The 23,445-nt window shown below is 48.4% G+C and carries 29 protein-coding genes; 22 read left to right on the top strand and 7 right to left on the bottom strand.

All coding sequences use genetic code 11. The features are described from left to right. A complete protein-coding gene (gene pstB / locus KJS65_RS13955) occupies positions 1-759 on the top strand; it encodes a phosphate ABC transporter ATP-binding protein PstB (RefSeq protein ID WP_213650323.1) in 759 nt (252 codons plus the stop codon). A 118-nt stretch (positions 760-877) separates the two neighbouring features. Here pstB and KJS65_RS13950 read toward each other — a convergent pair whose 3' ends face one another. The 5 genes from KJS65_RS13950 to KJS65_RS13930 all read right to left on the bottom strand — a co-directional run bounded on the left by KJS65_RS13950 (position 878) and on the right by KJS65_RS13930 (position 4,151). Beyond that, on the bottom strand, positions 878-1,300 hold the full coding sequence (locus tag KJS65_RS13950) for a universal stress protein (protein WP_213650322.1): 423 nt from the start codon (positions 1,298-1,300) through the stop codon (positions 878-880). 13 nt (positions 1,301-1,313) lie between these two features. Continuing rightward, on the bottom strand, positions 1,314-2,531 hold the full coding sequence (locus tag KJS65_RS13945; RefSeq protein WP_213650321.1) for an MFS transporter: 1,218 nt from the start codon (positions 2,529-2,531) through the stop codon (positions 1,314-1,316). Between the two features lie 122 nt (positions 2,532-2,653). Then, entirely contained in the window at positions 2,654-3,097 is a 444-nt protein-coding gene (locus KJS65_RS13940) for a MerR family transcriptional regulator (protein ID WP_213650320.1), read from the bottom strand. Positions 3,098-3,236: 139 nt separating this feature from the next. Next, entirely contained in the window at positions 3,237-3,416 is a 180-nt protein-coding gene (locus KJS65_RS13935) for a hypothetical protein (protein ID WP_213650319.1), read from the bottom strand. Between the two features lie 147 nt (positions 3,417-3,563). Beyond that, positions 3,564-4,151 carry a helix-turn-helix domain-containing protein gene (locus KJS65_RS13930; RefSeq protein ID WP_136604349.1) on the bottom strand — a complete coding sequence of 196 codons (588 nt, stop codon included), beginning with the start codon at positions 4,149-4,151 and terminating at the stop codon, positions 3,564-3,566. A 444-nt stretch (positions 4,152-4,595) separates the two neighbouring features. On the opposite strand from KJS65_RS13930, the gene KJS65_RS13925 reads away from it, so the two are divergent. The 13 genes from KJS65_RS13925 to KJS65_RS13865 all read left to right on the top strand — a co-directional run bounded on the left by KJS65_RS13925 (position 4,596) and on the right by KJS65_RS13865 (position 13,096). Then, positions 4,596-5,735 carry a polysaccharide deacetylase family protein gene (locus tag KJS65_RS13925; RefSeq protein WP_213650318.1) on the top strand — a complete coding sequence of 380 codons (1,140 nt, stop codon included), beginning with the start codon at positions 4,596-4,598 and terminating at the stop codon, positions 5,733-5,735. Between the two features lie 153 nt (positions 5,736-5,888). Next, positions 5,889-6,308, top strand: coding sequence for a phage holin family protein (locus KJS65_RS13920; protein WP_213650317.1), 420 nt, complete (start codon positions 5,889-5,891; stop codon positions 6,306-6,308). Positions 6,309-6,392: 84 nt separating this feature from the next. Continuing rightward, positions 6,393-6,680: a Dabb family protein gene (locus tag KJS65_RS13915; RefSeq protein ID WP_213650316.1), complete on the top strand. Its 288-nt coding sequence runs from the start codon at positions 6,393-6,395 to the stop codon at positions 6,678-6,680. Positions 6,681-6,834: 154 nt separating this feature from the next. Next, complete coding sequence (locus KJS65_RS13910; protein ID WP_213650315.1) at positions 6,835-7,260, top strand: DUF86 domain-containing protein; 426 nt, start codon at positions 6,835-6,837, stop codon at positions 7,258-7,260. 193 nt (positions 7,261-7,453) lie between these two features. After that, entirely contained in the window at positions 7,454-7,903 is a 450-nt protein-coding gene (locus KJS65_RS13905; protein WP_136604354.1) for a DUF948 domain-containing protein, read from the top strand. A gap of 19 nt (positions 7,904-7,922) precedes the next feature. Continuing rightward, entirely contained in the window at positions 7,923-8,297 is a 375-nt protein-coding gene (locus KJS65_RS13900; RefSeq protein WP_213650314.1) for a YtxH domain-containing protein, read from the top strand. A 194-nt stretch (positions 8,298-8,491) separates the two neighbouring features. Beyond that, on the top strand, positions 8,492-9,307 hold the full coding sequence (racE, locus tag KJS65_RS13895; RefSeq protein ID WP_280531316.1) for a glutamate racemase: 816 nt from the start codon (positions 8,492-8,494) through the stop codon (positions 9,305-9,307). 129 nt (positions 9,308-9,436) lie between these two features. Next, a complete protein-coding gene (locus KJS65_RS13890) occupies positions 9,437-10,636 on the top strand; it encodes a M14 family metallopeptidase (protein ID WP_213650312.1) in 1,200 nt (399 codons plus the stop codon). Between the two features lie 131 nt (positions 10,637-10,767). Beyond that, positions 10,768-11,049 (top strand): hypothetical protein, encoded by a 282-nt coding sequence (locus KJS65_RS13885; RefSeq protein ID WP_136604358.1) that lies wholly within the window; start codon positions 10,768-10,770, stop codon positions 11,047-11,049. 118 nt (positions 11,050-11,167) lie between these two features. After that, positions 11,168-11,470, top strand: coding sequence for an iron-sulfur cluster assembly accessory protein (locus KJS65_RS13880; protein WP_213650311.1), 303 nt, complete (start codon positions 11,168-11,170; stop codon positions 11,468-11,470). 36 nt (positions 11,471-11,506) lie between these two features. Next, positions 11,507-11,731 (top strand): YuzB family protein, encoded by a 225-nt coding sequence (locus KJS65_RS13875; protein WP_136604360.1) that lies wholly within the window; start codon positions 11,507-11,509, stop codon positions 11,729-11,731. A 104-nt stretch (positions 11,732-11,835) separates the two neighbouring features. Beyond that, entirely contained in the window at positions 11,836-12,120 is a 285-nt protein-coding gene (locus tag KJS65_RS13870; protein ID WP_136604361.1) for a hypothetical protein, read from the top strand. 151 nt (positions 12,121-12,271) lie between these two features. Continuing rightward, positions 12,272-13,096 (top strand): aldo/keto reductase, encoded by an 825-nt coding sequence (locus tag KJS65_RS13865; protein ID WP_136604362.1) that lies wholly within the window; start codon positions 12,272-12,274, stop codon positions 13,094-13,096. 74 nt (positions 13,097-13,170) lie between these two features. Here the strand turns inward: KJS65_RS13865 and KJS65_RS13860 are convergent, their stop codons facing one another. Further along, entirely contained in the window at positions 13,171-14,310 is a 1,140-nt protein-coding gene (locus KJS65_RS13860) for a THUMP domain-containing class I SAM-dependent RNA methyltransferase (RefSeq protein ID WP_213650310.1), read from the bottom strand. 315 nt (positions 14,311-14,625) lie between these two features. On the opposite strand from KJS65_RS13860, the gene KJS65_RS13855 reads away from it, so the two are divergent. Then, complete coding sequence (locus KJS65_RS13855) at positions 14,626-15,267, top strand: O-methyltransferase (RefSeq protein WP_213650309.1); 642 nt, start codon at positions 14,626-14,628, stop codon at positions 15,265-15,267. A 140-nt stretch (positions 15,268-15,407) separates the two neighbouring features. On the opposite strand, the gene KJS65_RS13850 is transcribed toward KJS65_RS13855, so the two are convergent. After that, entirely contained in the window at positions 15,408-16,631 is a 1,224-nt protein-coding gene (locus tag KJS65_RS13850) for an MFS transporter (RefSeq protein WP_483874576.1), read from the bottom strand. Positions 16,632-16,822: 191 nt separating this feature from the next. On the opposite strand from KJS65_RS13850, the gene hemE reads away from it, so the two are divergent. The 7 genes from hemE (at position 16,823) to KJS65_RS13815 (ending at position 23,329) form a co-directional block, all read left to right on the top strand. Beyond that, positions 16,823-17,872 (top strand): uroporphyrinogen decarboxylase, encoded by a 1,050-nt coding sequence (gene hemE, locus KJS65_RS13845; protein WP_213650307.1) that lies wholly within the window; start codon positions 16,823-16,825, stop codon positions 17,870-17,872. Positions 17,873-17,920: 48 nt separating this feature from the next. Beyond that, the gene (hemH, locus tag KJS65_RS13840) at positions 17,921-18,871 is read left to right on the top strand and encodes a ferrochelatase (protein WP_213650306.1); all 951 of its coding nucleotides are present in this window, start codon (positions 17,921-17,923) and stop codon (positions 18,869-18,871) included. A gap of 128 nt (positions 18,872-18,999) precedes the next feature. Further along, positions 19,000-20,454 carry a CapA family protein gene (locus KJS65_RS13835; protein ID WP_213650305.1) on the top strand — a complete coding sequence of 485 codons (1,455 nt, stop codon included), beginning with the start codon at positions 19,000-19,002 and terminating at the stop codon, positions 20,452-20,454. A gap of 47 nt (positions 20,455-20,501) precedes the next feature. Further along, the gene (locus KJS65_RS13830; protein WP_213650304.1) at positions 20,502-21,263 is read left to right on the top strand and encodes a glycerophosphodiester phosphodiesterase; all 762 of its coding nucleotides are present in this window, start codon (positions 20,502-20,504) and stop codon (positions 21,261-21,263) included. Positions 21,264-21,266: 3 nt separating this feature from the next. Beyond that, complete coding sequence (locus KJS65_RS13825) at positions 21,267-21,881, top strand: fumarylacetoacetate hydrolase family protein (protein ID WP_213650303.1); 615 nt, start codon at positions 21,267-21,269, stop codon at positions 21,879-21,881. A 2-nt stretch (positions 21,882-21,883) separates the two neighbouring features. Next, positions 21,884-22,684: a DUF92 domain-containing protein gene (locus KJS65_RS13820; protein WP_213650302.1), complete on the top strand. Its 801-nt coding sequence runs from the start codon at positions 21,884-21,886 to the stop codon at positions 22,682-22,684. Between the two features lie 57 nt (positions 22,685-22,741). Next, complete coding sequence (locus KJS65_RS13815) at positions 22,742-23,329, top strand: TetR/AcrR family transcriptional regulator (RefSeq protein ID WP_213650301.1); 588 nt, start codon at positions 22,742-22,744, stop codon at positions 23,327-23,329. Positions 23,330-23,445: the final 116 nt, after the last annotated feature.

Raw genomic sequence — 23,445 nt, 5'->3', positions numbered from 1 at the left:
ATGCAAACAACATCGTTTCGTACAGAGCATCTCAGTGTGTTTTACGGACAATATGAAGCGGTTAAAAATATCAGCCTCAACTTTCCGGAGCAGAGCGTAACGGCCCTGATCGGTCCATCCGGATGCGGCAAATCAACATTTCTGCGCTCGCTCAACCGGATGAATGATGAGATCTCGCAAGCCAAAATTAAGGGGCGTATCTGGATAGAAGGGGAAGATATCAATGACCCGTCCACTGATGTCATCCAGCTCCGGCAAAAAATCGGAATGGTATGGCAGAAGCCGAATCCGTTCTATAAATCCATTTACGAAAATATCGCCTTTGGACCTAAGTATCATGGGATCAGGGATAAAAAACAGCTTGATGAAATCGTCGAGTCCAGCCTGCGCAAAGCGGCTCTGTGGGATGAGGTCAAGGACCGTCTGAAGCAGTCCGCGTTGTCTCTTTCCGGCGGCCAGCAGCAGCGCCTATGCATCGCGCGTGCCCTATCGGTAAAGCCGCGCATTCTGCTTCTGGATGAGCCTGCATCGGCGCTTGATCCGGTATCGAGCTCCAAGGTCGAGGAACTGATTGTCGAGCTGAAGAAGGAACTGAGCATTGTTATCGTAACGCATAATATGCAGCAGGCGGCACGCATCTCGGATTACACCGCTTATTTCTACCTTGGCACTCTGATGGAGCATAATGAAACGGAGATCATCTTCACCAATCCCGAGAACGTGATGACCCAGGAGTACATTTCTGGACGGTTTGGCTGAATCCATATGGGTAAACAGCTGCCGGATGATCAGGTCTTGCTGCACAAAAGAAAAAGGGTATCCTCAAAGGTTCATTCAACCTTTAGGGATACCCTTTTTAGTTACGTTTTATAATCAATTATCTGACAATCATAACCGGACAATGGGCATGCTGCACGACACCGTGACTGACACTGCCGATCAATAGCTCGGACATGAGTCCGATGCCGCGGCTTCCCATTATAATGAGATCCACATGCTGTTCCTCTGCAGTTTTGCAGATAGCAGAGGAGGGATCTCCCGTCTTGCTGAAGGTCTGATAGGAGACGCCAAGCTTGGAGAGAGCTTCCGTAGCTGGAGCCAGGATTTTCTCACCCTCTTCCCGAATGCGTTCCTCCAGATCTATGCCAACTGGGGGCTCGTTAATCGAAATAGAGGGATTTACATGCAGTACCGCTAGCTCCGGTTCATTTTTTAAGCTTTGAATCAGGGCTACGGCTGCATCTAGAGCACGCTGGGCGTGCGTGGACCCATCGACTGGAACAAGAATTCGGTTATACATTTTGTTTACCTCCTTAGTGGCCTTCCGCTTTGTCTATATGAGTAAGATGACGGCGGCGGACAAGCAATGTAACTACACCTAGAAATACCATCAATGCGCCAAAATAAAACGGTGTTTCTGCATGATACCATTCTGACAGCTTACCTGCGAGCCAGGGAGAGACCGCGCCGCCAAGGAAACGGACGAAGCTGTATGCTGCCGAAGCCACAGAGCGTTCAACGGGAGCCGCCTGCATCACTGCTGTGGTGATCAGAGTGTTATTGATACCCAGGAAGATACCGGCCACGATTACGCTAATAATGACGGTTTTTGGTGAGTGGTTGTAGGTTCCGATACCCATGATGATCAGTACAATGGTAAACAAGGTGAGTACGGTACAAATCGATTTAACGACACTGAAACGCTTCTGAAGTCTTGGTGCAACGAATACGGACGTGAAGGCAAGCAGAATGCCCCAGCCGAAGAAGACATAACCCAGTCCATGTTCATCCAGATTCATTACATACGGTGAATAAGCCATCAATGTAAAGAAGCCGAAGTTATAAAGAAATGCAGTAATACCAAGGGTCAGCAGTGCCGGATACGATAAAGCCTTGAACGGATCAGCAAGCGTACTGGCTTTTTTAGGCTTAGGAACAGAAGGAAGCATGAAGATGACAAAGATAAATCCGATCGCCATCAATACGGCGACACCGAAGAAAGGTCCGCGCCAGCTGATGGAACCAAGCTCACCGCCAAGTAAAGGTCCAACGGAAATGCCAAGGCCCAGTGCGGCTTCATACAAAATAATGGCCTTGGCTGTACCGGAAGTGGACAAGCCTACAATAGCGGACAAGGCAGTTGCGATAAAGAGCGCATTACCCAAGCCCCAGCCGCCGCGGAAGCCGACAATTTGGCCAATAGAGCCGGACATGCCCCCAAGCGCAGCGAAGACAATAATCAGAAGAATACCGGCAAGCAGTGTTTTCTTAATGCCAATCCGGCTGGAAATGACGCCGGTAATGAGCATCGCGATACCAGTAACCAGGTTATAGCTGGTGAACAACAGCGATACCTGGCTTTTAGTGGCGTTCAGCTGTTCAGCAATAGCCGGAAGGATCGGGTCAACGAGGCCGAGACCCATAAAGGAAATAACGCAGGCAAAGGCAATAGCCCATACGGCCTTGGGCTGCGACAACAGCCCTGAATTCCTTTGTTCAAGTTCTAGGGGTTGCGAAGCTGGGGATTTCATAAAATTAATTACCTCCACTTGTGTAAGTTATTTTCATTTTTTCAAGACTGCCCATCAAAAATACGCCCGTCCTAGTTCATTCGTGGCGGTGAAAGACATCGTTATGATTGTGAGTCCGTATTTTAATCGGTTGAGGCAGCTTCTTCGTCAAACTTTTGAATGAAACCTTTCAGTCGGACTCGGGTATTTTCAAGCTCGCTTTGCATGGTTTTCATTCTTTCGATCTTGGTATAGATCATCTCAATTTGCTCATCCAGCATCTGCTCCATGTGCGTAAGCTTGTTTTTCTGCTCTTCACGGCTTTTCACGTCGTGATAAGCTTGGTGATTCAACTTGTACGCATCAGAAACGGACAGATACTGTACAAGCTCCTGCAAGCTGAAGCCGAGGATTTCTTTGGCGGTGACGATTTTCTTCAGGTAATCGATATGCTCCCGGGTATAAATCCGGATACCGCCTTCGCTCCGATCAGGGGCAGGAAAGACGCCGAGCTCTTCATAATACCGTATCGTTCTCTTAGTCAAGCCGCATTCCCGGGCTACGTCGTCGATTTTGTATTCATCCATGTCTTTCCTCCCTTGCTTATATTTTTTGAAAGATAAAATGATATATTTCTGCGAAAGAACGTCCACCGGACGTCATTCTTATGACATACACTATTCTATTCCTGTTTAACGTTAACGTCAACGTTAACTTTGAGATAAATTATTCACTTTTCATAAGTACAGCAGCAGTTATTCCCGCTGTTGCCCCGGCTGCTCCGCCAATACTCACTGTACAAATCAGTGAAAAGGGCTCTAAGCCCAACAGAAATGCGATCCCGCTTGCCATCGTTGTTCCTGCCAGCATTCCAAGCGCAAGTCCAATGTCTTTTCCCATTCTCATACCGGCACATCTGCCTCCATTGTGATTGGTTATTGATACAGGCTGATGCTTACTATGCCCAAAATAAAACAGCTCTATAAGCCGGATCAGTACCGGATCATAGAGCTGTTTGCCATGTTATGGCTTATGGAGCAGGATGCAGATAAATCATGAATCATGAAGAATGCAATCCGCGAACAGGATGAATTTTGGGATACGGAAAAAGAGCTCTGCCCGGTCCTGAAAGCTTGGTGAAGGCAGGGTTCCCTGGTGCAGCCACTTTCGGAAAGTTCCGGGATGGATATGCATCCATTCACTCACATCGCTTACTGACAGATCATGCACCATGCAAAGACCGGTCAGGATCTTGTTATCTACAGGCGAACGTGTCAATGTTCTGCGCATAAACCGGGATGATGACGGCTGGCAAATGATCGGACTGTTTGCTGTAACGGTGCGGTTAAAGAGAATATGATGCGGATAGCCGAGGAACTGGCAAACCTTATCGAGATTCTTTTTGCCGGGAACCCGTCCCTCATAGACCCAAGCGCTGACACTCCGTGATGAAACGCCGAGCTCCTCGGCCAGTTGAGAAAGCTTGATATCATTTGCCATCAATACTGCTAATAATACCCGGTTGCGGATCTGGCAGCGGGAAGGCTTGCGAAAGCGCTTGACACGTATACCTTTACCCAAATATTTGCGGTTGATCAGAGACCACGCCTGAATTGAATGCTGTTCTTGTTGTCTAGGCATATTTCCTCCGAAGTTTTTCTTAAAATTCTACATTTTTATAGCTCTTATTTCAATAGTAACTATCGCCCATTTATCCACCTTTACTCCTAGCAAAATGCAGGTTACAACGCAGAAACCAGGCTGTTTGGCATAGGCCACCCCCTATCATTCTCCTTTATATCCTTAAATTACCGAATAGGTTACAAAAATGGTTACTGAATTGAAATTGAAACGGCTCCCGGATTCAAGGTACAATGCAATGGAACTATTATAAATTGATATAAAGCATAGAGTAGACCATCTCGTAGAAAACAAAACGGATTATGATGATCATAGAACAAGCTTTATTTCATTTTATACTAGATTACTAGATTCTATTGAATAGATTTGATAGGGAAAAGAGGAGAAGGTTTTCTCTTCCGGCAAATCTATGCAAAATACGCAGAAAAAGGTTGGTAGATGAGATTGAGAAAGTTATTGCAATGCTCCAAATGGATTTTATCGTTTGTACTTATCTTCGGCTGCGTGCTTTCCACAGGGGAAAACAACGCAACTGCAGAAGGAAGCTCGGCGGATTCGGCTAAATATTCCGTATTTGCTGCCGTAAATGACAACCTTGTCACTTATCCGATGTCACCGGTCATACATAAAGGCACTTTATATGTTCCTATCGTTCAAACAGCGGCAGCCATGAATGTAACCGTGCAGTATGCGAAAGGAAATGTCACACTGACGCATAGCGGAGGACAGTCTGTAACACTGGCGGCTGATGGCAAGAATACATTTGTGAAAAACGGCAGAACGTTCATCTCGTTCCGTGTGATTAGCGAGAAATTCGGATTCCAGTTATCCTATCTTCCCAAGCAAAATGTATATCGCGCCTTGAACGGCGGAGCGTCGTTGTCAGATGCGCAGTTTGCTGATAAATACAGCAGCTACATCAAGGAGCACAAGGCTCAAACGCCGACGTCATCCAAGCCGAATGCCGGCTCCAAAACGATATATATTACTTTTGACGACGGCCCGTCTCCATATACACCGCAGCTTCTGAATGTGCTGGATCAGTATAAGGTGAAGGCAACGTTCTTCATGCTCGGCAACCAGATCGCAAGCCATCCTGCCTCGGTAGCACGTATCGTTCAAGACGGGCATGGTGCAGGTCTACATGGCATGACACATCAGAAGAACAAGTTCTACGCATCGCCATATTCGGCGCTGAATGAGATGAATATGGATAACAACAAGCTGCATGATGCAGCCAAGGTATATACGAAGCTGATACGCGTGCCATACGGCAGCAAGCCTTATTTTACAAAAGCTTACCGTGATCAGACCGCGGCTTACGGATACCATCTGTGGGACTGGAACATTGACTCTAATGACTGGAGATATCAGAACAGCCCGCAAACGATTTATAATAATGTAATGAGAGATATTAAAAATATGGAGAAAAAAGGAATCACACCGATTGTCCTTTTCCATGATCAAAAAGCAACGGTTACCATTCTTCCCAAGCTGATCAAAGCAATTCAGGCGGAAGGCTATACGTTCAAGCCGATTACGAATGAAATGACACCGAAGAATTTTTGGGAAGACGAGCGTTAAAAGAGGTGATTCCAAGGCCCCGGATTCCGGGGCCTTTTTTACATAGCTGCTTCAACTCTATGAAATGGGCTTCAAACGGGTGACGTCCGGCTTCGCCGTCTTGTTTATCCTTTCATACTATGAAATCAGAAAGGTATGAAGGGGGAGCAGATAATGAATTCACCTGTAGCAAGCGGTATAAGTGCCCTCACCGGAGGTTTTATCACAATAGCGTTTGGAAAATGGGATCAACTGTTGTGGGTTTTTCTCTTCACTATCGTTATCGATTATGCAACAGGTGTACTCGCCTCGATCAAGGAAGGAACCGGACTGAAAAGTGAAATTGGATTTTGGGGTCTGACACGTAAGGCGCTCATGCTTGTGGTTATTGTGCTGGCTCACCAAATGGATCTGCTGTTTAGCGGCGGTACAGATGTGATTAAATCGGGTGCCATATACTTTTACATGTCCAACGAGCTGATTTCAATCACGGAAAACTACGGACGGCTGGGCCTGCCCATGCCCGCGAAATTGCGCCGGATGATCGCTGTCTTGCAAAATAAAGATAAATCGGACGACAAGCCGGAGAGCTAGATAATATACTTCTCTTTTCCTGTGCGGATGGATATGGTATATTTTTTTTGTAACCTTACGAGTTGGACAAGGAGAATGTATGCCATGATTAAACATATTGTCTTCATTAAATTAAAAGACAGAAGTCCGGAAAGCATTGACAAGACTGCAGCGGTACTGCGCGCTATGGAAGGTCGGATTCCACAGCTGATTGCCATCGAGGTTGGCGTGGATGTGATTCATTCGGAGCGTTCATTTGATATTGCTCTTGTAACCGAGGTATCTTCTCTGGAAGATTTGCAGGCTTATCAGGTGCATCCTGTTCATCAGGAAGTCGTTCTTCATTTGAACGAAGTGAAAGAGTTATCCGTTAGCGTTGATTACGAAATCTAGCAGATAGGAAGACTGATTATGAGCGATTTGGAATACCCAATGGAAACATTGACTTTGCTTGTCGTGTTTATCGTGGCTATTTTTGTGATGTTTTTCTGGTTGAAACGCCGCGGTAAAAGAGGCAAATAATATCTGCAGCTTGGAGGAACAGGCCTTGTATTATGTAAATCAGGAACAGATTCAACACCGGCTGGATGCGATTCCGCAAATCGTCCAAGGCTTAACGGAAGCAGCCGAGTCTTGGGATGGAGGCGTCGCGCTCGGTATGGTGCAGGAGCGGGCACTTCATTTGGCGATTGAGGTCGTAACAGATGTAGGGAGCTATTTGATCGACGGCTTTATTATGCGTGACGCCAGCAGTTATGAGGATATCATGGAGATCAATCATGAAGAAAAGGTGTTTGACGGGGAGATTTACAGCGTGCTTCTTGAGCTGGTGAGTCTTCGCAAGCCTTTGGCACAGGAGTATTATTCGTGGAACCGAAGTGAACTTCATCGGCTGACACCGGTTCTTCCCGATATACTGAACAAGTTTGCAGTCCAGGTTCGGGAATATATCCAGCAAGAGCTCCTATTGTAATTTTTAATTGAATCTCAGGTTTGTTCAATCTGTAAGCCCATCCTGAATGTCGGATTGGGCTTGTTGTTTTTTTTTGGCGTGCTCATATTCATAAAAAAATAAAATGCTGTCCTTTGTGTCAGGACAAGCTCCCCCTGCTTATAATATCCTACAAATAGGCATTAGCCCGTAAGGGTGAAGGGAGTGACACACCATGGCGGAATGGGGCGCTGTATTAATCGCTTGCGGATTTATCATGTTTGCCGCTGTAGCAATGATTCTTCTACATACATTGAGAAGAGTGCTGCTGCGGACAGAAGACGTACTTGGGAAAGCTGGACTTGAGATATCGCAGCTGGCTTCCGAATCCAAAGAGCTGCTCGTGCAGGCTTCGGCGACATTGTCGCTGCTTCAGGACAGAGTGGAGGAAGTGGAGCCGTTCTGCGAATCGCTAAGACTGGCAGGAGCAAGTCTGTCGAATACGCTGCAGCGGGCCGATTCCATTACACAGGTCGTAACCGACTCCGCCATGGAACGCTTGGAAAGAGCCCACCGGGAGAATGAGCTCCGCTTTGCGGAGGCTTTCCGGTGGCTGGATGCCGGAATATCGGTATGGCATTCCTTCAAGCGTCAGTCTGGGCCCTCTGCGGACGATCATGCCTGAGCCGAAGGAGAGATGAGCGATGAAGGAAAAGAACAAAAGCTTGTTGTGGGGCGCTTTGATCGGTAGTGTGGTAGGTTCGGTAACAGCTCTGCTGCTGGCGCCGAAATCCGGCAAGGAGCTTCGTCAGGATATCGCTGAAGGCGCGAAGACGGTTGGCAGTAAAACGACAGAGCTGGCAGGTAAGGTCGGAGAACAGAGTGTCATTTTGATTGAAAAGGTCAAAGATACGGCCGGCAGCGTGATTCAGGATATCCGCGGCTGGCGCAAGTCGGAAGCAGACCAAGAGGATAGCGATGAAGCCTTCGAGATGGCTCAAATTTCTTCGTTCGGGGACGACGGGGAACAGGATTTGTTCTTTGAAAAGGACTCCAAGCAGGATGCAGGAGATTTGTAAAACGCAACTTTAATCCGGCGGGCTCTTATTCCTCTTAGGAGGAAGACAGGGCCTGCTTTTGCGCGTATAAATTCAGGCTTCGGTCATTGATAGCCGTGTGGAATTGGTTTAACATGTGAGGTACGTTTGATCTTGATTTTTCATATATTAGCAAAAGAGAGAGCATAAATCGACAAGAAGGAAGCGGTGTGTTCGTGCAGCAAGCAATCGCAATATTAGACTCGGGTGTAGGGGGCTTAACCGTTGTCAAAGAAGTAATGAGACAGCTCCCACGGGAGAAAATCATCTATTTTGGAGACACTGCCCGCACACCTTACGGACCCCGTACGTCCGAAGAAGTGAGAAGATTTACGGAACAGATCGTGGATTTTCTGGCCCAATTCAATCCAAAAGCCATTGTGATCGCCTGCAATACAGCAACGGCGGCAGCACTGGATTATATTTCAGAGAAGGTGTCCATTCCGGTTATAGGTGTGATTCATCCGGGAGCGAGGGCGGCAATCAGCGCGACGAAGACCGGAAATATCGGTGTCATCGGTACTATTGGCACGATCGGCAGCGGGGCATACACGGCAGCTCTTCAGCAGCTCTCGCCTTATGTGCATGTGGTGAGTGAGGCTTGTCCGGCATTGGTTCCTCTGGTGGAGCAGGGGCAGTTTCGATCGGAGGAAACGACGGCTGTGGTTGAAGATTCTCTCCGCGGCATGAGAAACTCCTCCATTGACTGCCTGATCTTGGGTTGCACCCACTATCCGTTTTTAAAAGACACGATTCAAGCGGTTATCGGTGAAAAGGTGAAGCTGATCAGCTCGGCAGATGAAACTGCGCGGGAAGTGAGTACAATCCTGTACGACAAGGGACAGCTGGCCAGCGGTAATGAAAGCCCGGTCCATCAATTTTTTTGCAGCGGAGACGCGGATATGTTCCAAAGAATAGCCAAGACTTGGCTTGGAGAGCAAATTCAACGTACTCCGGTGGTATGGCAGGTTTCCAGATTTGTTGAAACATAATGTAAGTGGGACTCCGGATGGATCGGGGTTCTTTTTTTTCGCATGGGCCAAGGCATCGGCATCATAGAATCTTCAAAAGAGCAACGTTTAGCAGCGGTCGATGTTTGAGCCGCGGGAAAGGAAGACGCCATGCAGCAATATACCGTATGTAAAGGGGATACCCTGGAGCGGATCGCCGCAAGCAGGGGATTGTCCCGGGCCCATATTATCAATGCCAATCCTTGGGCAGGAGAGCAGCCGTATCTGGTGCCGGGACAGATTATTTTTTTACCGTCCTCCCCGAGAAGAAGATATGTTATACAGGCTGGTGACAATCTGGATAGGGTAGCAGCAGCTTTTCATGTCAGTGAAACTTCATTGCTTGAAATGAACCCGGGTCTATCCGCAAGTTATTTCCCTGAAGGGCGAGTGCTGGTGCTGCCCCATGCCGAGAGGGACCGGATCGTGTACCCCGAGGGTGAATATGGATACCAACATTTAAGTCATGACATCAGCTTGTTGACGCAGTCTCATCCGCAGATTACGGCGGGTATGATTGGAGAAAGTGTACTGGGCAAGCCGATTCCATATCTGAGGATAGGTGAGGGCGGCAGAAACATTCATGTGAACGCTTCCATTCATGCCAATGAATGGATAACCACCCCTTGTATTATGCGTTTTGTCGAAGAATACGCCTGCGCTCTTAAGGAAGGCAAACGCTGGAACGGTTATGATCCAAGACTTTGGTTTGCCCAGTGTACACTATGGATCGTACCGATGGTAAACCCGGATGGCGTTGAGCTTGTGCAGGAAGGTGTCCAGCCGAATAACCCATACTATGACCAGCTGACGGAATGGAATGGAGGACGCAGTGATTACCGCCACTGGAAGGCCAATATCAACGGGGTGGACTTGGGGGACCAGTTCCCGGCACATTGGGATGAAGAGGTGCAGCGCCGAGGAAAAAAAAGCCCGGGGCCAAGAGATTATGCGGGAACTTCGCCGCTCAGTGAACCTGAAGCGGCTGCGCTCGCAGCATTTACCGTGAAGACATCACCGGATGCAGCGATTTCTCTCCATAGCCAGGGGCAGGAGATATATTGGAACTACCGCAATTACGAGCCGAAGGAAAGCCGGGAATGGTCGCGTAGGCTGGGCCAGGCAAGCGGATACCGTCCCGTTAAGCTGGAGGGCAGTGATGCGGGGTACAAGGATTGGTTCATTCAGGAATTTCGGCGCCCGGGCTTTACGGTCGAGATTGGTCTAGGCAAGAATCCGCTGCCTCTGGATGATTTTGAGAATGTAAGCCTTGAGACAGGACTTGTGGTGGCTGAACTGTTATCGTTATGAAAACACTTTGAAACATTTTCTGTAAATATACGTATAATACAATAGAGGAACGGCCGTCGAATTCATTTCACGATCGTTTCCTCTTTTCACGAAAATTTCATATTTGAATGACAGGAAGGAAGTGGATGTGCATGAAATGGAGAAGATTGCTTTCGATCCGGCGCTGGTCACAGATGACAGGCCAATTGTGGCTTTATCTCAAATCCTCACAAGTTTCCATTGGGGACAAGCTTCTTTTTCTGGTTCCAGTGCTGCTGTACTGGGTTTTACCGGATGTCATGCCCTTTGTTCCGATTGATGATATAGGAGTCACGCTGATCGTTATGGGATGGTTCGTTTCCCGTATGGAAAAGAAATATCCTTCTTTGTCTGCACCGAGCCTGCCTGCATCCCCAAAGGGGAGAAACAAATAAAGCTGTCTTGCGAAGCGCTGCGGGTTTCTTTACAATAAAAGGAGCTTTTATATAAAGTGAACTGAAACGAAGGATTTACAGAAATCCTAATCACTTAAAACAGGAGATGTAGTTGCATATGAAATGCAAAATTACACGTAATGCTGCCAAGGTGCTCCAAAAAGAATTGGATAAAGAAGAAAACCGCGATTTGAAGCTGCGTGTGCTGGTCACTCATGCACATGGAGATCATGCCCATTATGGTCTGGACATGGACAAGCCCGGTGAAAATGATGAGATTGTAAGCACGGACAAGGGTATCGATGTTCTTCTGGACCGGGGCGAACCGCTGCTGGACGGAGTGAAAGTCGATTATTTGTATTTTCCTAATGAGGGCTTCGTCATCACGAACCCTTCCCAAGGGAATCACGGGGACCACTAACCGTTTTTCGGACATTTGAAGAAAAGGGTGCGACTTATGGCCAATGATATCCGTATATGTGACAAGTGTAACCATATAAAGCTGAAAAGCATTGTTCCGAAGCTGCAGAAAATGGCCCCGGATACCGAAATCAAGATCGGATGCAAATCATACTGCGGTCCCTGCGGCAAAAGAGCGTTTATTTATGTGAACGGGCGTTATGTCAGTGCGCCGACGGAATCGGAAGTGCTCACGAAGATGGAGCCTTTTATCAAGTCCTAGGTGACATTTGGAAAATGCTTACGGAATACCCGTGCATAGATCCTTACAGGAAGCTCCATCCTACAAGGTGGATAGGAACTTTCGAGTAAAGGAGAGAGCAGCCCATGGTATCCAGATATGATTCCAGTCTGCAATCGCAAAATCCGATTTCCCAAGCACAAAATTCGGTGGAAAAGCTGCATTACGCGGTTTCACAGGCTTTGTCTCATCCCAATGAGCAAATGTTGCAGCAGGCCAAGAGCCGGCTCGCCCGTACGGAACAAGCAGTACAACAAGCTGGTGAAAGCTTGAATGTACAAGCCGTCGAATTGGCAGAAGAAATGCTGGCAGAGGAGAAGGGCCGTTTGGCTTCCCTAACCTCTGACTCGGATGGAGAACTAACGAAATAAGTGACCTGTCTAATCCTGCAAAGAGCCCCTCTTTGCAGGATTTTTTGCATGATTGCAGGAGGGGCTTTTTTGGGAATTATTCCTCACTATGCTATAATGGACATGCTTTCTTTATCATGCATCTCATTATACATGGAAGGTTGTGAAGAACATGAAACATATTACAGATTGCACCATTCTGAACAACGGAGTTACCATGCCATGGCTTGGTTTCGGTACATACCAGGCGAAAGGCAATGAAGTGTATGAAGCCGTCAAGGTTGCGCTCGAGACAGGCTACCGCAGTATCGATACCGCTGCCGTGTATGGCAATGAACAGGAAGTAGGCAAGGCAATTGCCGAAAGCGGCATCGCCCGAAATGAAATTTTCGTCACGACCAAAGTATGGAACGATGATCAGGGTTTTGATTCCACGCTGCGTGCTTTTGAAGAAAGCCAGAAACGCCTTGGACTCAATGTCATTGATCTTTATTTGATTCACTGGCCGGGAAAAGATAAATTTAAGGATACATGGAAGGCGATGGAGCGGCTGTATGATGAAGGCAGCATCCGCGCGATTGGCGTCAGCAATTTTCATGTGCATCATCTGAAGGAACTCATGAGCGGCAGCAATGTGGTGCCGGCTGTGGACCAGGTAGAACTGCATCCCGGAATGATTCAACAGGAGCTGCAGGATTATTGCGGTGCGCAGGGCATCCAGATCGAGGCTTGGAGCCCTCTCATGAAAGGGAAATTAACTGATAATACCACACTCCTCGGCATTGCCCAGAAGTACGGAAAAACGCCGACACAAGTCATTTTGCGTTGGGACATTCAGAACAAAATCGTTACTATTCCGAAATCCGTAACGCCTTCGCGAATTCGTGAGAATGCAGGAATTTTTGATTTTGAATTAACCCAGGATGAGCTCAAGCAAATCGATGCGCTTAATGGCAACAAGCGGGTCGGTACGGATCCTGATAAGCTGATATTTTAAATTCAAAAAACCCGGTTTGCCAGGTATGGCGAGCCGGGTTTTTCTTATACAAATTTGGGGTGTTTGCAATCATATTATCGTTTGCGCGGAGGAAGAGGTCCCAAGAACTGCAAATATTGGCACTCAATTCGTCCATTGTAAAGCTTACGTCTTTTATCCGCTTTCCGTCCAAAATAATGCTCGAACTGCTTGGTCGGGCTAATCGCAAAAAAGGACCAGGTTGGAAGCTGCGCAGCAGTATTTCCTAATTGGCGGATCAGCTTCTCGACTTCGTTTTTCTCGCTCAGACGTTCCCCGTATGGCGGATTTGTAATTAAGCAGCCATATTCGCCTTCAGGCTTGGCTTTGGCGGCAGGCAGGACGTTGAAAGTGATTTCCCGTCCGAAGCCGGCGCTTTTGGCAGCCGCTTTGGCAACTTCAATGGCCTGCGGGTCGATATCACTGCCTGTAAGCTGCAGGGGTTCGTCATCCTGAACCGAGTCAAAAGCCTCCTCGCGCGCTTCAGCCCAAAAATTTTCGGGAATAATACGCCAATGCTCGGAAGGAAAAGAGCGGCGCAGACCCGGTGCAATATTCCAGCCCATCAAAGCCGCTTCGATCAGAATGGTGCCTGAACCGCAGCATGGATCATATAGTGGACGCGAGGCATTCCAGCGGCTGAGCTGAAGCATCGCAGCGGCCATTGTTTCCTTGATCGGCGCTTCCGTCACGAGTTTGCGGTAGCCACGCTTATGCAAGGCAGGACCCGTCGTATCCAGTGTAAGCAGAGCCATATCTTTATGAAGATTAACCTCGATGACATAACGTGCGCCAATTTCCTGAAACCAATCCGTGTGATAGCTTTGCTTCAGCTTTTCCACAATGGCTTTCTTCACGATCCCTTGGCAGGCAGGAACACTGCTTAGCTGGGAATGATGCGAGCGTCCTTCAACAGGGAATTCCCCGTCTGCGGGAATCCAGTCCTCCCAAGGTAGGGCCTTGGTTCCTTCAAACAATTCATCAAAGGTTTTGGCCGGGAACTCTCCGATTTTCACGAGTATCCGGTCCGAGGTGCGCAGCCACAGGTTGCAGCGGCAGATATCTTTGAGATCTCCTGCAAAAGTGACTCTGCCGTTCTCAACCTCCAGGTCGTTGTATCCTAAATCTTTAAGTTCACGCGCGACGATGGCCTCAAGGCCCATCGGTGCGGTTGCTATCAATTGCAAGCGGGACATAAGTAGTTTCAACTCCATTTTCAGCCTTTATTTCAGTTTGTACGATTATAGGTTAACATCTGCTTAGTGTTTGACAAGATCTGAAGGCAGCGGAGGGGACGGAATCGATCGGAAGAACGATCCTTAACCATAGCAGTCTCGCCGCATTATTGTCATGGACTAATACTAATGTTGTGCCTCTTTTTAACAAATGGATTGAAGCTCGAATAAGTCTTCAATTCATTCTATAATAGTATAGGTGAATGTGAGTTCAGAAACAAACCAAAAGTTAACACCATCAATCATTAAATGATGAGGAATGTAAAGGGGAGTCAAATGATGAGTCCTGAAGAATATGCGGACCATTTTCTCGAAAATGACGGGCTGCTTGCCCGGGTACAACAAAATATTGTCGATAAGGGTATGCCCGAGATATCCATCGCACCGGGTTATGGCCGTCTGCTGACGATGCTGGTGGCGGCAACCAAAGCATCACAGGTGCTGGAAATCGGTGCGCTTGGCGGCTACAGCGGCATTTGTCTGGCCAGAGGCTTGACATCCGAAGGTCTTCTAACATCACTCGAGCTTAAACAGGAGTTCGCGGATGTGGCGCTCGAGCATCTGACCGAGGCCGGATTTGGAGATCAGGTGAAATACATGATTGGCCAGGCGGCGGACAATTTGGAAAAGCTCAAGCTCGAAGGCCGGAAGTTTGATTTCTTTTTTATCGATGCGGACAAGGAGAACTATCCGGTTTACCTCGAATATGCGATAGAGCTTGCGAATCCTGGAGCCATGATTGCAGGAGATAATACATTTTTGCGGGGGAGAACCCTCAATCCGGACAAAAATGGACCTTCGGTCCAGGCGATCCGCCGTTTTAACGAACAGATGGCGACCGATGAACGTTTGATCGGAACAATTTTGCCGGCTTACGACGGACTGGCTGTAGCGATGGTTAAGCCGCAGGGGAAGTGAGTCCCGGCTCAAAAAAAGGTGGCACAGGATTTGATCCTGCCCACCTTTTTTGCTTTATAGCCTATGAATCTCCGGGGTCCCCGCAGAGAACCTGAATGGACTTCGGGGCATGGCTCCACTTTGGAGGGTTATTGTGCGGTTTAACGGAATTGTGGAGCCTTACGGTTTTTGTACAGCTTGAGCCGCACCCACACCATATTCAGCAGGAGCAGGCAGCCGGAAATGATAAACAATCCCTCGATGCCGATAAAGCCGGATAAAAATCCGCCGACGAGTGCACCCAGCATATTACCTAGTGCAAGCGTACTTGTATTGAAGCCGAAGGCTCTGCTTTCCATGCCGTCTGGCGTATAGGAGCGGATAAGTGCATTGACGCTGGGCAGCAAGCCGCCCATGAAGACGCCCATCAGAAAACGTATAATAATGAGCTGCCAGACCGACTGCACGAAAGCCTGCGGAATCAGCATCAATCCGGCCCCAATCAAGGCAAAGGTCAAAATACGATGCGCCCCGACCTTATCGCTTACTTTTCCGAGAATCGGTGAGGTAATCATATTGGACAAGCCGGTGACGGCGCTCACCATGCCAGCCCAGAAGGCGATGTTAACCGAAGAGGCATGCAGCTTCTCGACATAGAGCGGCAGCAGCGACATCGGACTCATCATGGCAAACTGCAGCAGAAAAGTCACAGCGAAGAGAGCTGGAAGCTGAGGAATCTGTGTCAGCTCTTTGAACCCCGCAAGCACGGAAATTTGCGGCGTTTTGGCTGCTTCTTCGCGATTGAAGTTCTCTTTAACCATGAACAGTGCAAGAAGCGAGGCTGCAAAGATCAAGATCCCGATGATGTAGAAAATAGGGCGGAAACCGAATAAATCCGCGAGTCCGCCACCAATAAGCGGTCCGAGGATCGTCCCTGCCACGGAGCCGGACTGCATGATACCCATCGCAAAACCCATCTTCTCTTTCGGGGTTGTGCTGGATACCAGCGAGATCGAAGCAGGGTTAAAGCCGGAAATTGTACCGTTCAGCAGCCGGAGCAGCAGAAGCTCCCAGGGACTGCGGGCGAAGCCCATCAGCGTAATGACAATCGCCATACCGAAGCCGGAGCGCAGCAGCATAATTTTGCGCCCGTATCGGTCAGAGAGTTTGCCCCAAAGGGGCTGGAAAATAAATGAGGTCAGGAAGTTCGCTGCAAATATCAATCCTGCCCACATACCGATCTGATGCTCACCCTGAACTCCCAGATCCTTTGCCAGATACAGGGACAGGAACGGAGTGATCATCGTCATTCCGGAGTTAACCAGAAATTGGCCAACCCAAAGCACAATTAAATTCACTTTCCACGATTTCAATGTGCTTTTCACTTCCTTTCTTGTGACTGAAATAGCATGATGAAAAACACAGATTACACCAGTATAACATATTTACCCAAGCCCTCTGATCAGCAGATGTCATACTATTGTCATGGGATGTAAGGGGCAGCCAGTTGTTACTTACTTTTAAAAAGGGCATAATATAGATTAGAGAAATTCTAAAAAACATTGGAGGCCTCTTCATGACCTACAACGATACACTCATACGAGCCAGCTATAAACAGAAAGTGGATCATCTTCCGGTCTGGTATATGAGACAAGCGGGCAGGTACGACCCTGAATACCGCAAAATCAAAGAAAAATATACGCTTCTTGAAATTTGCCGGCAGCCGGAGCTTGCAGCGGAAATCACCATGATGCCGGTGCGCAAGCTGGGTGTGGATGCGGCTATCCTGTATTCGGATATAATGAATCCGGTGGCATCGCTTGGTGTGGATTTTGATATCGTCAAAAATATCGGACCTGTGATCGATAACCCGCTCCGCAGTAAAGCCGATATAGAGAAGCTGCGTCCGATTGACATCGACAAGGACCTGTCCCATATTATGGAGACGATCCGCATTTTGGACCGCGAGCTGGAGGTTCCGCTGATTACATTTGCGGGAGCGCCATTTACGATTGCCAGCTATCTGATTGAAGGACGCCCTTCCAAAAGCTATATTTTGACAAAGACGCTAATGTACAGCGAACCCGAGGTTTGGAACCTGCTGATGGACAAGCTGGGCGACATGGTCATTACATATGTTCGTGCCCATATCCAGAACGGCGGCAAAGCATTCCAACTCTTTGACAGCTGGGTCGGGGCACTTGCGCCGAAGGATTTTCAGAAATATGTGCTGCCAACCATTACCCGTATCTTTGCCGAACTTTCAGATTTGAATGTACCCAAAATATATTTCCCAGGCGTAAGCTCCGGCGAGCTCCTACCGACACTCACACAGCTTCAGACTGACGTTATTGGCCTGGACTGGAGAGTTTCCATTGCAGAGGGACGCAAGCGTACAGGCGGCAAATTTGCGGTACAGGGGAATCTCGATCCGTATATTTTGACGGCTCCGATGGATATCATCAAGCAGTATGCCAAAGACATCATAGATGAAGGCATTCAGGAGCCTGGATTTATTTTTAATCTGGGTCATGGTTTGTTCCCTGAAGCATCGCTGGACAAGCTGAAGGAGCTCACGGCCTATATCCATGAATATTCGGCCACTGCATTGAACAACGGGAAATAATAAAGAACAAAAAGCCAAGACCAACACTTATAATGAGGTGATCGTTTCGTGAAAACAAAAGTAGGCGTGCTCGTTATGTCCTATGGAACTCCTGAAAGCATTGAAGGCGTTGAAGCGTATTATACGCATATCCGCCGCGGAAACGCTCCATCTCCAGAGCAGCTCGAAGAGCTGGTTGACCGATATAAAGCTATCGTAGGCGGTGTTTTCCCACTGCGTGAAAATACAAATCATCAGGTAGACAGCCTGCAAAAGGCGCTGAATGATGATACCCGTCTGCCTGATGTTGAGTTTGTCTGCTACCAGGGGCTGAAGCACGCAAGTCCGTTCATTGAAGATGGTGTGGAGGAAATGGCTAAAGACGGCATCAAAAAGGCAGTCGGCATCGTGCTGGCTCCCCACTACTCGACGATGAGCGTAGAAAGTTACGTAAAACGTGCTCAGGCCAAGGCCGATGAACAGGGGATCGAATTCACCTTCGTGAAGAGCTACCACCTGCATCCGCAGCTGGTCGAAGCGCTCACTAGCCGGGTTAATGCGAAGCTTGACCTCTTTAAGGAATCCGGGGCGGAGCGTGATGAGGTGCGCGTATTATTCAGTGCACACAGTCTCCCGGAAAAAATTCTGGAGCTTGGTGATCCGTATCCTGAGCAGCTGCTGGAAACCTCTCGTGCGATTGCCGAGAAGGCCGGAATTACCTCTTGGCAGTTTGCTTGGCAAAGCGCCGGCCGCACGTCAGTACCTTGGCTCGGTCCGGATATTCTGGATACGCTCCGTAACCTCAGCAAGGAGCAGGTCAAGAATGTATTAGTGGCTCCTATCGGCTTTGTCTCCGACCATCTTGAAGTGCTCTACGATCTCGATATTGAAGCTCAGGAAGTTGCGAAGGAACTTGATATGCGCCTGATGCGAATCGACATGTTGAACAGTGACCCGTTGTATATGGAGACGCTGTGTGATACTGTCATTGATCAGCTCCAAAAATCAAATATGGCTTAAGATCCGGCCATTTACCAATAGAACTCCCCGCGGCAGCGGGGGGTTCTATTTGCTTGTGATAAGCTGATATAATAGTATGGATTCTGGAAAGGAATCTACTAAAATATGAAAATCATTAAGGAGGAACGATGTATCCGCCGAGATCACAGAAAAAACGTTCCGGTCAGAAGAACCGGAAATTAAGGCAAAGGCGTCTGTGGCTGACCATGAATGCCGCATTGCTTTTGTTAATCGTCATTTTACTCTCTTATTATTTTATCAACGACCAACAAAATGCAGCGGGGGTTCAGCCGCCAAATCCGGCTCCTGCTGATATAGAGAACAACGTGAACAAATCGCAAGATCAAGGCATGACTCCTGATTCTTCCACACTGCCGGACGGTAAGGGGACTGGAGAGAATCAATCGAAACAAGAGCCGGTAAAGGAACCCACAAAAGAACCTGAGAAATCAGGCGTTGATACCAAGGAGCAGGGTTCGAATGAGAACGGAAAGATGGAAGTCCCTGACGGGACCAAGGATCAACCCCCGGCCAAAGAAAAAGAAGATGGAAATACGGCAGAAGGCAACAAGATGGAGGACTCGGAGAGTCCAGATGATCATAGTATAGCTTCAGATAACGGTAAGGCAGTCACCATTAATTTCGTGGGTGACATGATCTTCTCGGGCAAGGTGGAAACTTTGCTGGAGAAGAAAGGCTATTCATATCCTTTTACTTATTTGGGAGATACCTTCAAGAAGGATGACCTTACGCTCGGAAACCTTGAAACTCCGGTTACAACGGGTGGCATAGGCGCACAGAACAAGCAGTATGTCTTTAAGTCTTCGCCGAAAGCTCTCGAGGCGTTGCGCGCAGCTGGCATGGATGTGGTCAATTTGGGCAATAACCATATACTCGATCAGGGCGAAGTAGGATTGCTTGATACGATCAAACATCTGGATCAAAGCGGCATTCAGTATGTAGGCGCAGGTAAAAATGCGGCACGCGCTTATGAGCCGCTGTTTATCAAGCGGGGAGGCATGACCATTGCCGTGGTCGGGTGCAGCCGGGTATATCCTGAACCTGGTTGGGCTGCTGGAGATAATAAGCCTGGTGTAGCAAGTGCGTATAACGGAGGGGGATACCGTGATCGTGTCCTTTCCACAATTACAAACGCCCGTAAGAAGGCGGATCTGGTCATTGTTATGACCCATTGGGGCATTGAACGCTCCCTTACACCGGATGGCAATCAGAAAAAGCTGGCACATGATTTTGTTGATGCCGGAGCAGATTTGATTATCGGCGGACATCCGCATGTCCTGCAGGGTCTGGAACAGTATAAAGGTAAATGGATCGCATACAGCACAGGGAATTTCATTTTCACAAAATCAAGCACCCAATCCACTTGGAAAACGGCTGTATTCCAGGCAACCTGTAAACCAAAAACCGGCTGCAGCATGAAGCTGGTGCCGTACCATGCAGAGCTAGGGCAGCCCGTGCCAATGAATGCACAGGATGGCGGCCAGCTGATGAAAGAGCTGCAGAGCCTGTCCGTCGGCGGTGTGAAGATTTCCGGTGATGGTTTAGTTACACCTGGCTCTTAAACGATAATAATAAAAATAACGATCATTCTAAAGTTTGGGGGAGAAGGATGAATAATCTATGTGTGGCGCATCGCGGTTTTTCCGGGAAAGCCCCGGAAAATACGATGGCAGCTTTTCGAATGGCCATAGCTGAACCTTTTGTGCAGTGGATGGAAATTGATACGCAGCTTACCGCAGACGGGATTCCTGTGGTCATACATGATTTTAGTCTGGATCGAACGACGAACGGTAGCGGCAAGGTCAAGGATCATACCTGGCAGCAGATTCACCGACTGGATGCGGGAAGCTGGAAGAGCAGAGACTTTCTTGGGGAGCGTGTCCCCTCATTGGAAGAGGTGCTCCGTCTTAGCTGCGGCCGCGTGCGCCTGAACATTGAGCTTAAAACATCGGGGAATATGTACCCTGGTCTTGAAAAGGCGGTCATTGACCGGGTCGTTTCTTATCATATGGAGCAGGATGTCGTTCTGACTTCATTTGACTCGGGAGCGCTGATCAAGGTAAAAGAAATTAATCCGGATATCAAAACAGGCCTGATTATTGATGCACGGCCAAAGGATTTGGTGGAGCGGCTGCAGTCGCTGCAATGCTCATTCTTGTCGATTGGACATCTTAATCTGGATCATGATCTTGCCGAAAAGCTGAAAGCGGCAGGAATGACAGTTATGGGCTGGACGGTGGATGATGCCAGACGGATGAAACGACTGGCCGATATTTCGCCGGAAATTTTGATTTGTACCAACCGTCCCGATGTGTGGGGAAAAACATTCATGCGCAGCAACAGCATACTAAACGACAAAAGGATGAGATGACTTATGATTCATAACGTATATTGTGTTGGCCGTAACTACAAACTTCATGCAGCTGAACTTGGAAATGACGTACCCGAAGAACCGATGATTTTTATGAAGCCGTCCCATGCGGCTGTTGAACTTGGGGGGCAGACCCTAAACCTTCCGCAGGAGAAGGGGGAGGTTCATTATGAGGGAGAACTGGTTCTGCGCGTGGGCCGTTCCTATGAACCGGGAACCAAGGTGGAAGATTTGGTCAATCAAATGGCGTTAGGCATCGATTTTACCTTGCGTGATGTACAGACGGTGATCAAGAAAAAAGGCCATCCATGGACAGCTGCCAAGGGCTTCAAGAATTCTGCACCAATATCCGAATTTATCCAATTTCCCGGCGTAGAGGCAGCAGGGACTCAAGACTTTACGGTACATAAAAACGGATCAGAGGTACAGCGCGGAAATATAAAGGATATGATTTTTCCGCTGCAGGAGATTGTCGACTATATCGGTATGAACTACGGCCTCGGTGAAGGCGACATCATTTTCACGGGTACACCTGCCGGTGTGGGTCCATGCGTTCAAGGGGACGAGTTTAAACTCTACTGGGGAGAACGGCTTATGGGAAGCTGCGTGATCGGCTGATTATGGCCTGGCTCATCGGTGGATTATGTGGCCTGATTGTCGCCGGAGGGGCGTACTGGAAACGTTCGCTTACCATTTCAGGAGCGGCAGCAGCTTTCATCATGGGTACGATCTACTTTGGCGCGGGAAATTTGCTATGGTTTGGTATTCTGCTTGTATTTTTCATCAGCTCTTCGCTGCTGTCGAAGTTCAAGCAGGCGAATAAGTCAGAGCTAGAGAAGTCCTATGCCAAAACGGGTACGCGGGACGCCGGCCAGGTTTTCGCGAATGGCGGAGCCGGGATGCTTTTATGTATCCTGAACGCGGTGTGGCCGCATCCGGGATGGGTGTACGCTTTTGTTGGCGTGATGGCGGCTGTAACCGCTGATACTTGGGCAACCGAATGGGGAGGACTCAGCCGCAGACAGCCGCGGTCCGTGCTTACGGGGAAGGTGGTACCACCGGGAACCTCCGGGGGCGTCACAATGCTTGGAAGTACAGCAGCAGGGCTCGGAGGGCTCATGATTGCGTTGTTTGGATGGTTGTTTGCAGATTTAACAGGGATGGAGAATCTGTTTGTTGCGTTCGTACTGGCAGGCATCGCCGGGGGACTTGTTGGCGCATTTGCCGACTCCTTTCTGGGAGCGACCTTGCAGGTTATGTACAGATGCGATGCATGCGGCAAGGATGTCGAAGTGCTGACACATTGCGGACAGCCTACCCGGCGTATCCGGGGGTTGCGCTGGATGAATAATGACGCGGTGAATTTCTTGTCGTCATGCGTAGGCGGGCTTGCTGCTTGGGCATTGGCTCTTTTAGCCTGAATTTATAAGAAGAGCGCTTAGTCGGAAGATGTATTCATGTCAGTAGGAGGGGATACCATGGGCAGTATACATAGGGACAAGCACGAAGCCATTCTCGATGCGGGCTATACGCTTTTTGGAACCCAAGGCTTCTATGAGACGAAAATGTCCGATATCGCCGAGTTTGCGGGCATCGCCAAAGGTACGTTGTATTTGTATTTCAACAGCAAGGAAGACCTGTTCCTGGCCGTCACGCGCAGGGATTGCGATGAGTTTCTGGATCGGCTGCAAGCGGGGCTTCATCGCTTAGACACTGTCCAGGAGCAGCTGGAATGCGTGTCTGCCCATCATTTGGAATACTATTACCGCTGCAAGCAGCATACCAAGTTGTTTTTTATGGCACCCAACAATCATGCCGAGCTGAATGAGTATCTGAAGCAGTTTATGGAAATGTACACCCGAATGGTCGCCGCTATCCTGGAAACGGTTAGCAGTGAGGATACGATGCTTTTCGCTCAGACTTACATCGGAATGCTGGACCGGCTAAAAATGGATATTTTATACGATACGAATTTTAAAGAGGATGATTTGAGAAAAAGAATCCGTTTCGCTTCAAGTCTTTTCATCCATGGATTTATGTCTGCCAAGCCTGCGAATGAGGTCTAGCTTGAAGAAATCATGATTATTAAAACCGTCTATTGCAGACGGTTTTTTTGTTTGAAACGGGTTGCTTTGAATCTTAACACGCCTCTGCTTGTTTATATTGAACCGGGCCATATGCT

Origin of the sequence: Paenibacillus sp. J23TS9 (genome assembly GCF_018403225.1) — a bacterium.
Classification (GTDB): Bacteria; Bacillota; Bacilli; order Paenibacillales; family Paenibacillaceae; genus Paenibacillus_AQ.
The sequence above is the reverse complement of the archived record's forward strand: the minus strand, read 5'-3'. Positions and strand labels throughout refer to the sequence as shown.

Excerpts from the sequence above, each read along its gene's own strand:
- KJS65_RS13865 (WP_136604362.1), top strand. The coding sequence starts at position 12,272 with ATGAAACATATTACAGATTGCACCATTCTGAACAACGGAGTTACCATG.
- KJS65_RS13905 (WP_136604354.1), top strand. The coding sequence starts at position 7,454 with ATGGCGGAATGGGGCGCTGTATTAATCGCTTGCGGATTTATCATGTTT.
- KJS65_RS13820 (WP_213650302.1), top strand. The coding sequence starts at position 21,884 with ATGGCCTGGCTCATCGGTGGATTATGTGGCCTGATTGTCGCCGGAGGG.
- KJS65_RS13880 (WP_213650311.1), top strand. The coding sequence starts at position 11,168 with ATGAAATGCAAAATTACACGTAATGCTGCCAAGGTGCTCCAAAAAGAA.
- KJS65_RS13935 (WP_213650319.1), bottom strand. The coding sequence starts at position 3,416 with ATGAGAATGGGAAAAGACATTGGACTTGCGCTTGGAATGCTGGCAGGA.
- KJS65_RS13860 (WP_213650310.1), bottom strand. The coding sequence starts at position 14,310 with ATGTCCCGCTTGCAATTGATAGCAACCGCACCGATGGGCCTTGAGGCC.
- KJS65_RS13815 (WP_213650301.1), top strand. The coding sequence starts at position 22,742 with ATGGGCAGTATACATAGGGACAAGCACGAAGCCATTCTCGATGCGGGC.
- KJS65_RS13855 (WP_213650309.1), top strand. The coding sequence starts at position 14,626 with ATGATGAGTCCTGAAGAATATGCGGACCATTTTCTCGAAAATGACGGG.
- KJS65_RS13930 (WP_136604349.1), bottom strand. The coding sequence starts at position 4,151 with ATGCCTAGACAACAAGAACAGCATTCAATTCAGGCGTGGTCTCTGATC.
- pstB (WP_213650323.1), top strand. The coding sequence starts at position 1 with ATGCAAACAACATCGTTTCGTACAGAGCATCTCAGTGTGTTTTACGGA.
- KJS65_RS13920 (WP_213650317.1), top strand. The coding sequence starts at position 5,889 with ATGAATTCACCTGTAGCAAGCGGTATAAGTGCCCTCACCGGAGGTTTT.
- KJS65_RS13950 (WP_213650322.1), bottom strand. The coding sequence starts at position 1,300 with ATGTATAACCGAATTCTTGTTCCAGTCGATGGGTCCACGCACGCCCAG.
- KJS65_RS13835 (WP_213650305.1), top strand. The coding sequence starts at position 19,000 with ATGTATCCGCCGAGATCACAGAAAAAACGTTCCGGTCAGAAGAACCGG.
- KJS65_RS13825 (WP_213650303.1), top strand. The coding sequence starts at position 21,267 with ATGATTCATAACGTATATTGTGTTGGCCGTAACTACAAACTTCATGCA.
- KJS65_RS13890 (WP_213650312.1), top strand. The coding sequence starts at position 9,437 with ATGCAGCAATATACCGTATGTAAAGGGGATACCCTGGAGCGGATCGCC.
- KJS65_RS13900 (WP_213650314.1), top strand. The coding sequence starts at position 7,923 with ATGAAGGAAAAGAACAAAAGCTTGTTGTGGGGCGCTTTGATCGGTAGT.
- KJS65_RS13870 (WP_136604361.1), top strand. The coding sequence starts at position 11,836 with ATGGTATCCAGATATGATTCCAGTCTGCAATCGCAAAATCCGATTTCC.
- KJS65_RS13885 (WP_136604358.1), top strand. The coding sequence starts at position 10,768 with ATGAAATGGAGAAGATTGCTTTCGATCCGGCGCTGGTCACAGATGACA.
- KJS65_RS13875 (WP_136604360.1), top strand. The coding sequence starts at position 11,507 with ATGGCCAATGATATCCGTATATGTGACAAGTGTAACCATATAAAGCTG.
- KJS65_RS13945 (WP_213650321.1), bottom strand. The coding sequence starts at position 2,531 with ATGAAATCCCCAGCTTCGCAACCCCTAGAACTTGAACAAAGGAATTCA.
- KJS65_RS13915 (WP_213650316.1), top strand. The coding sequence starts at position 6,393 with ATGATTAAACATATTGTCTTCATTAAATTAAAAGACAGAAGTCCGGAA.
- hemE (WP_213650307.1), top strand. The coding sequence starts at position 16,823 with ATGACCTACAACGATACACTCATACGAGCCAGCTATAAACAGAAAGTG.
- KJS65_RS13830 (WP_213650304.1), top strand. The coding sequence starts at position 20,502 with ATGAATAATCTATGTGTGGCGCATCGCGGTTTTTCCGGGAAAGCCCCG.
- KJS65_RS13940 (WP_213650320.1), bottom strand. The coding sequence starts at position 3,097 with ATGGATGAATACAAAATCGACGACGTAGCCCGGGAATGCGGCTTGACT.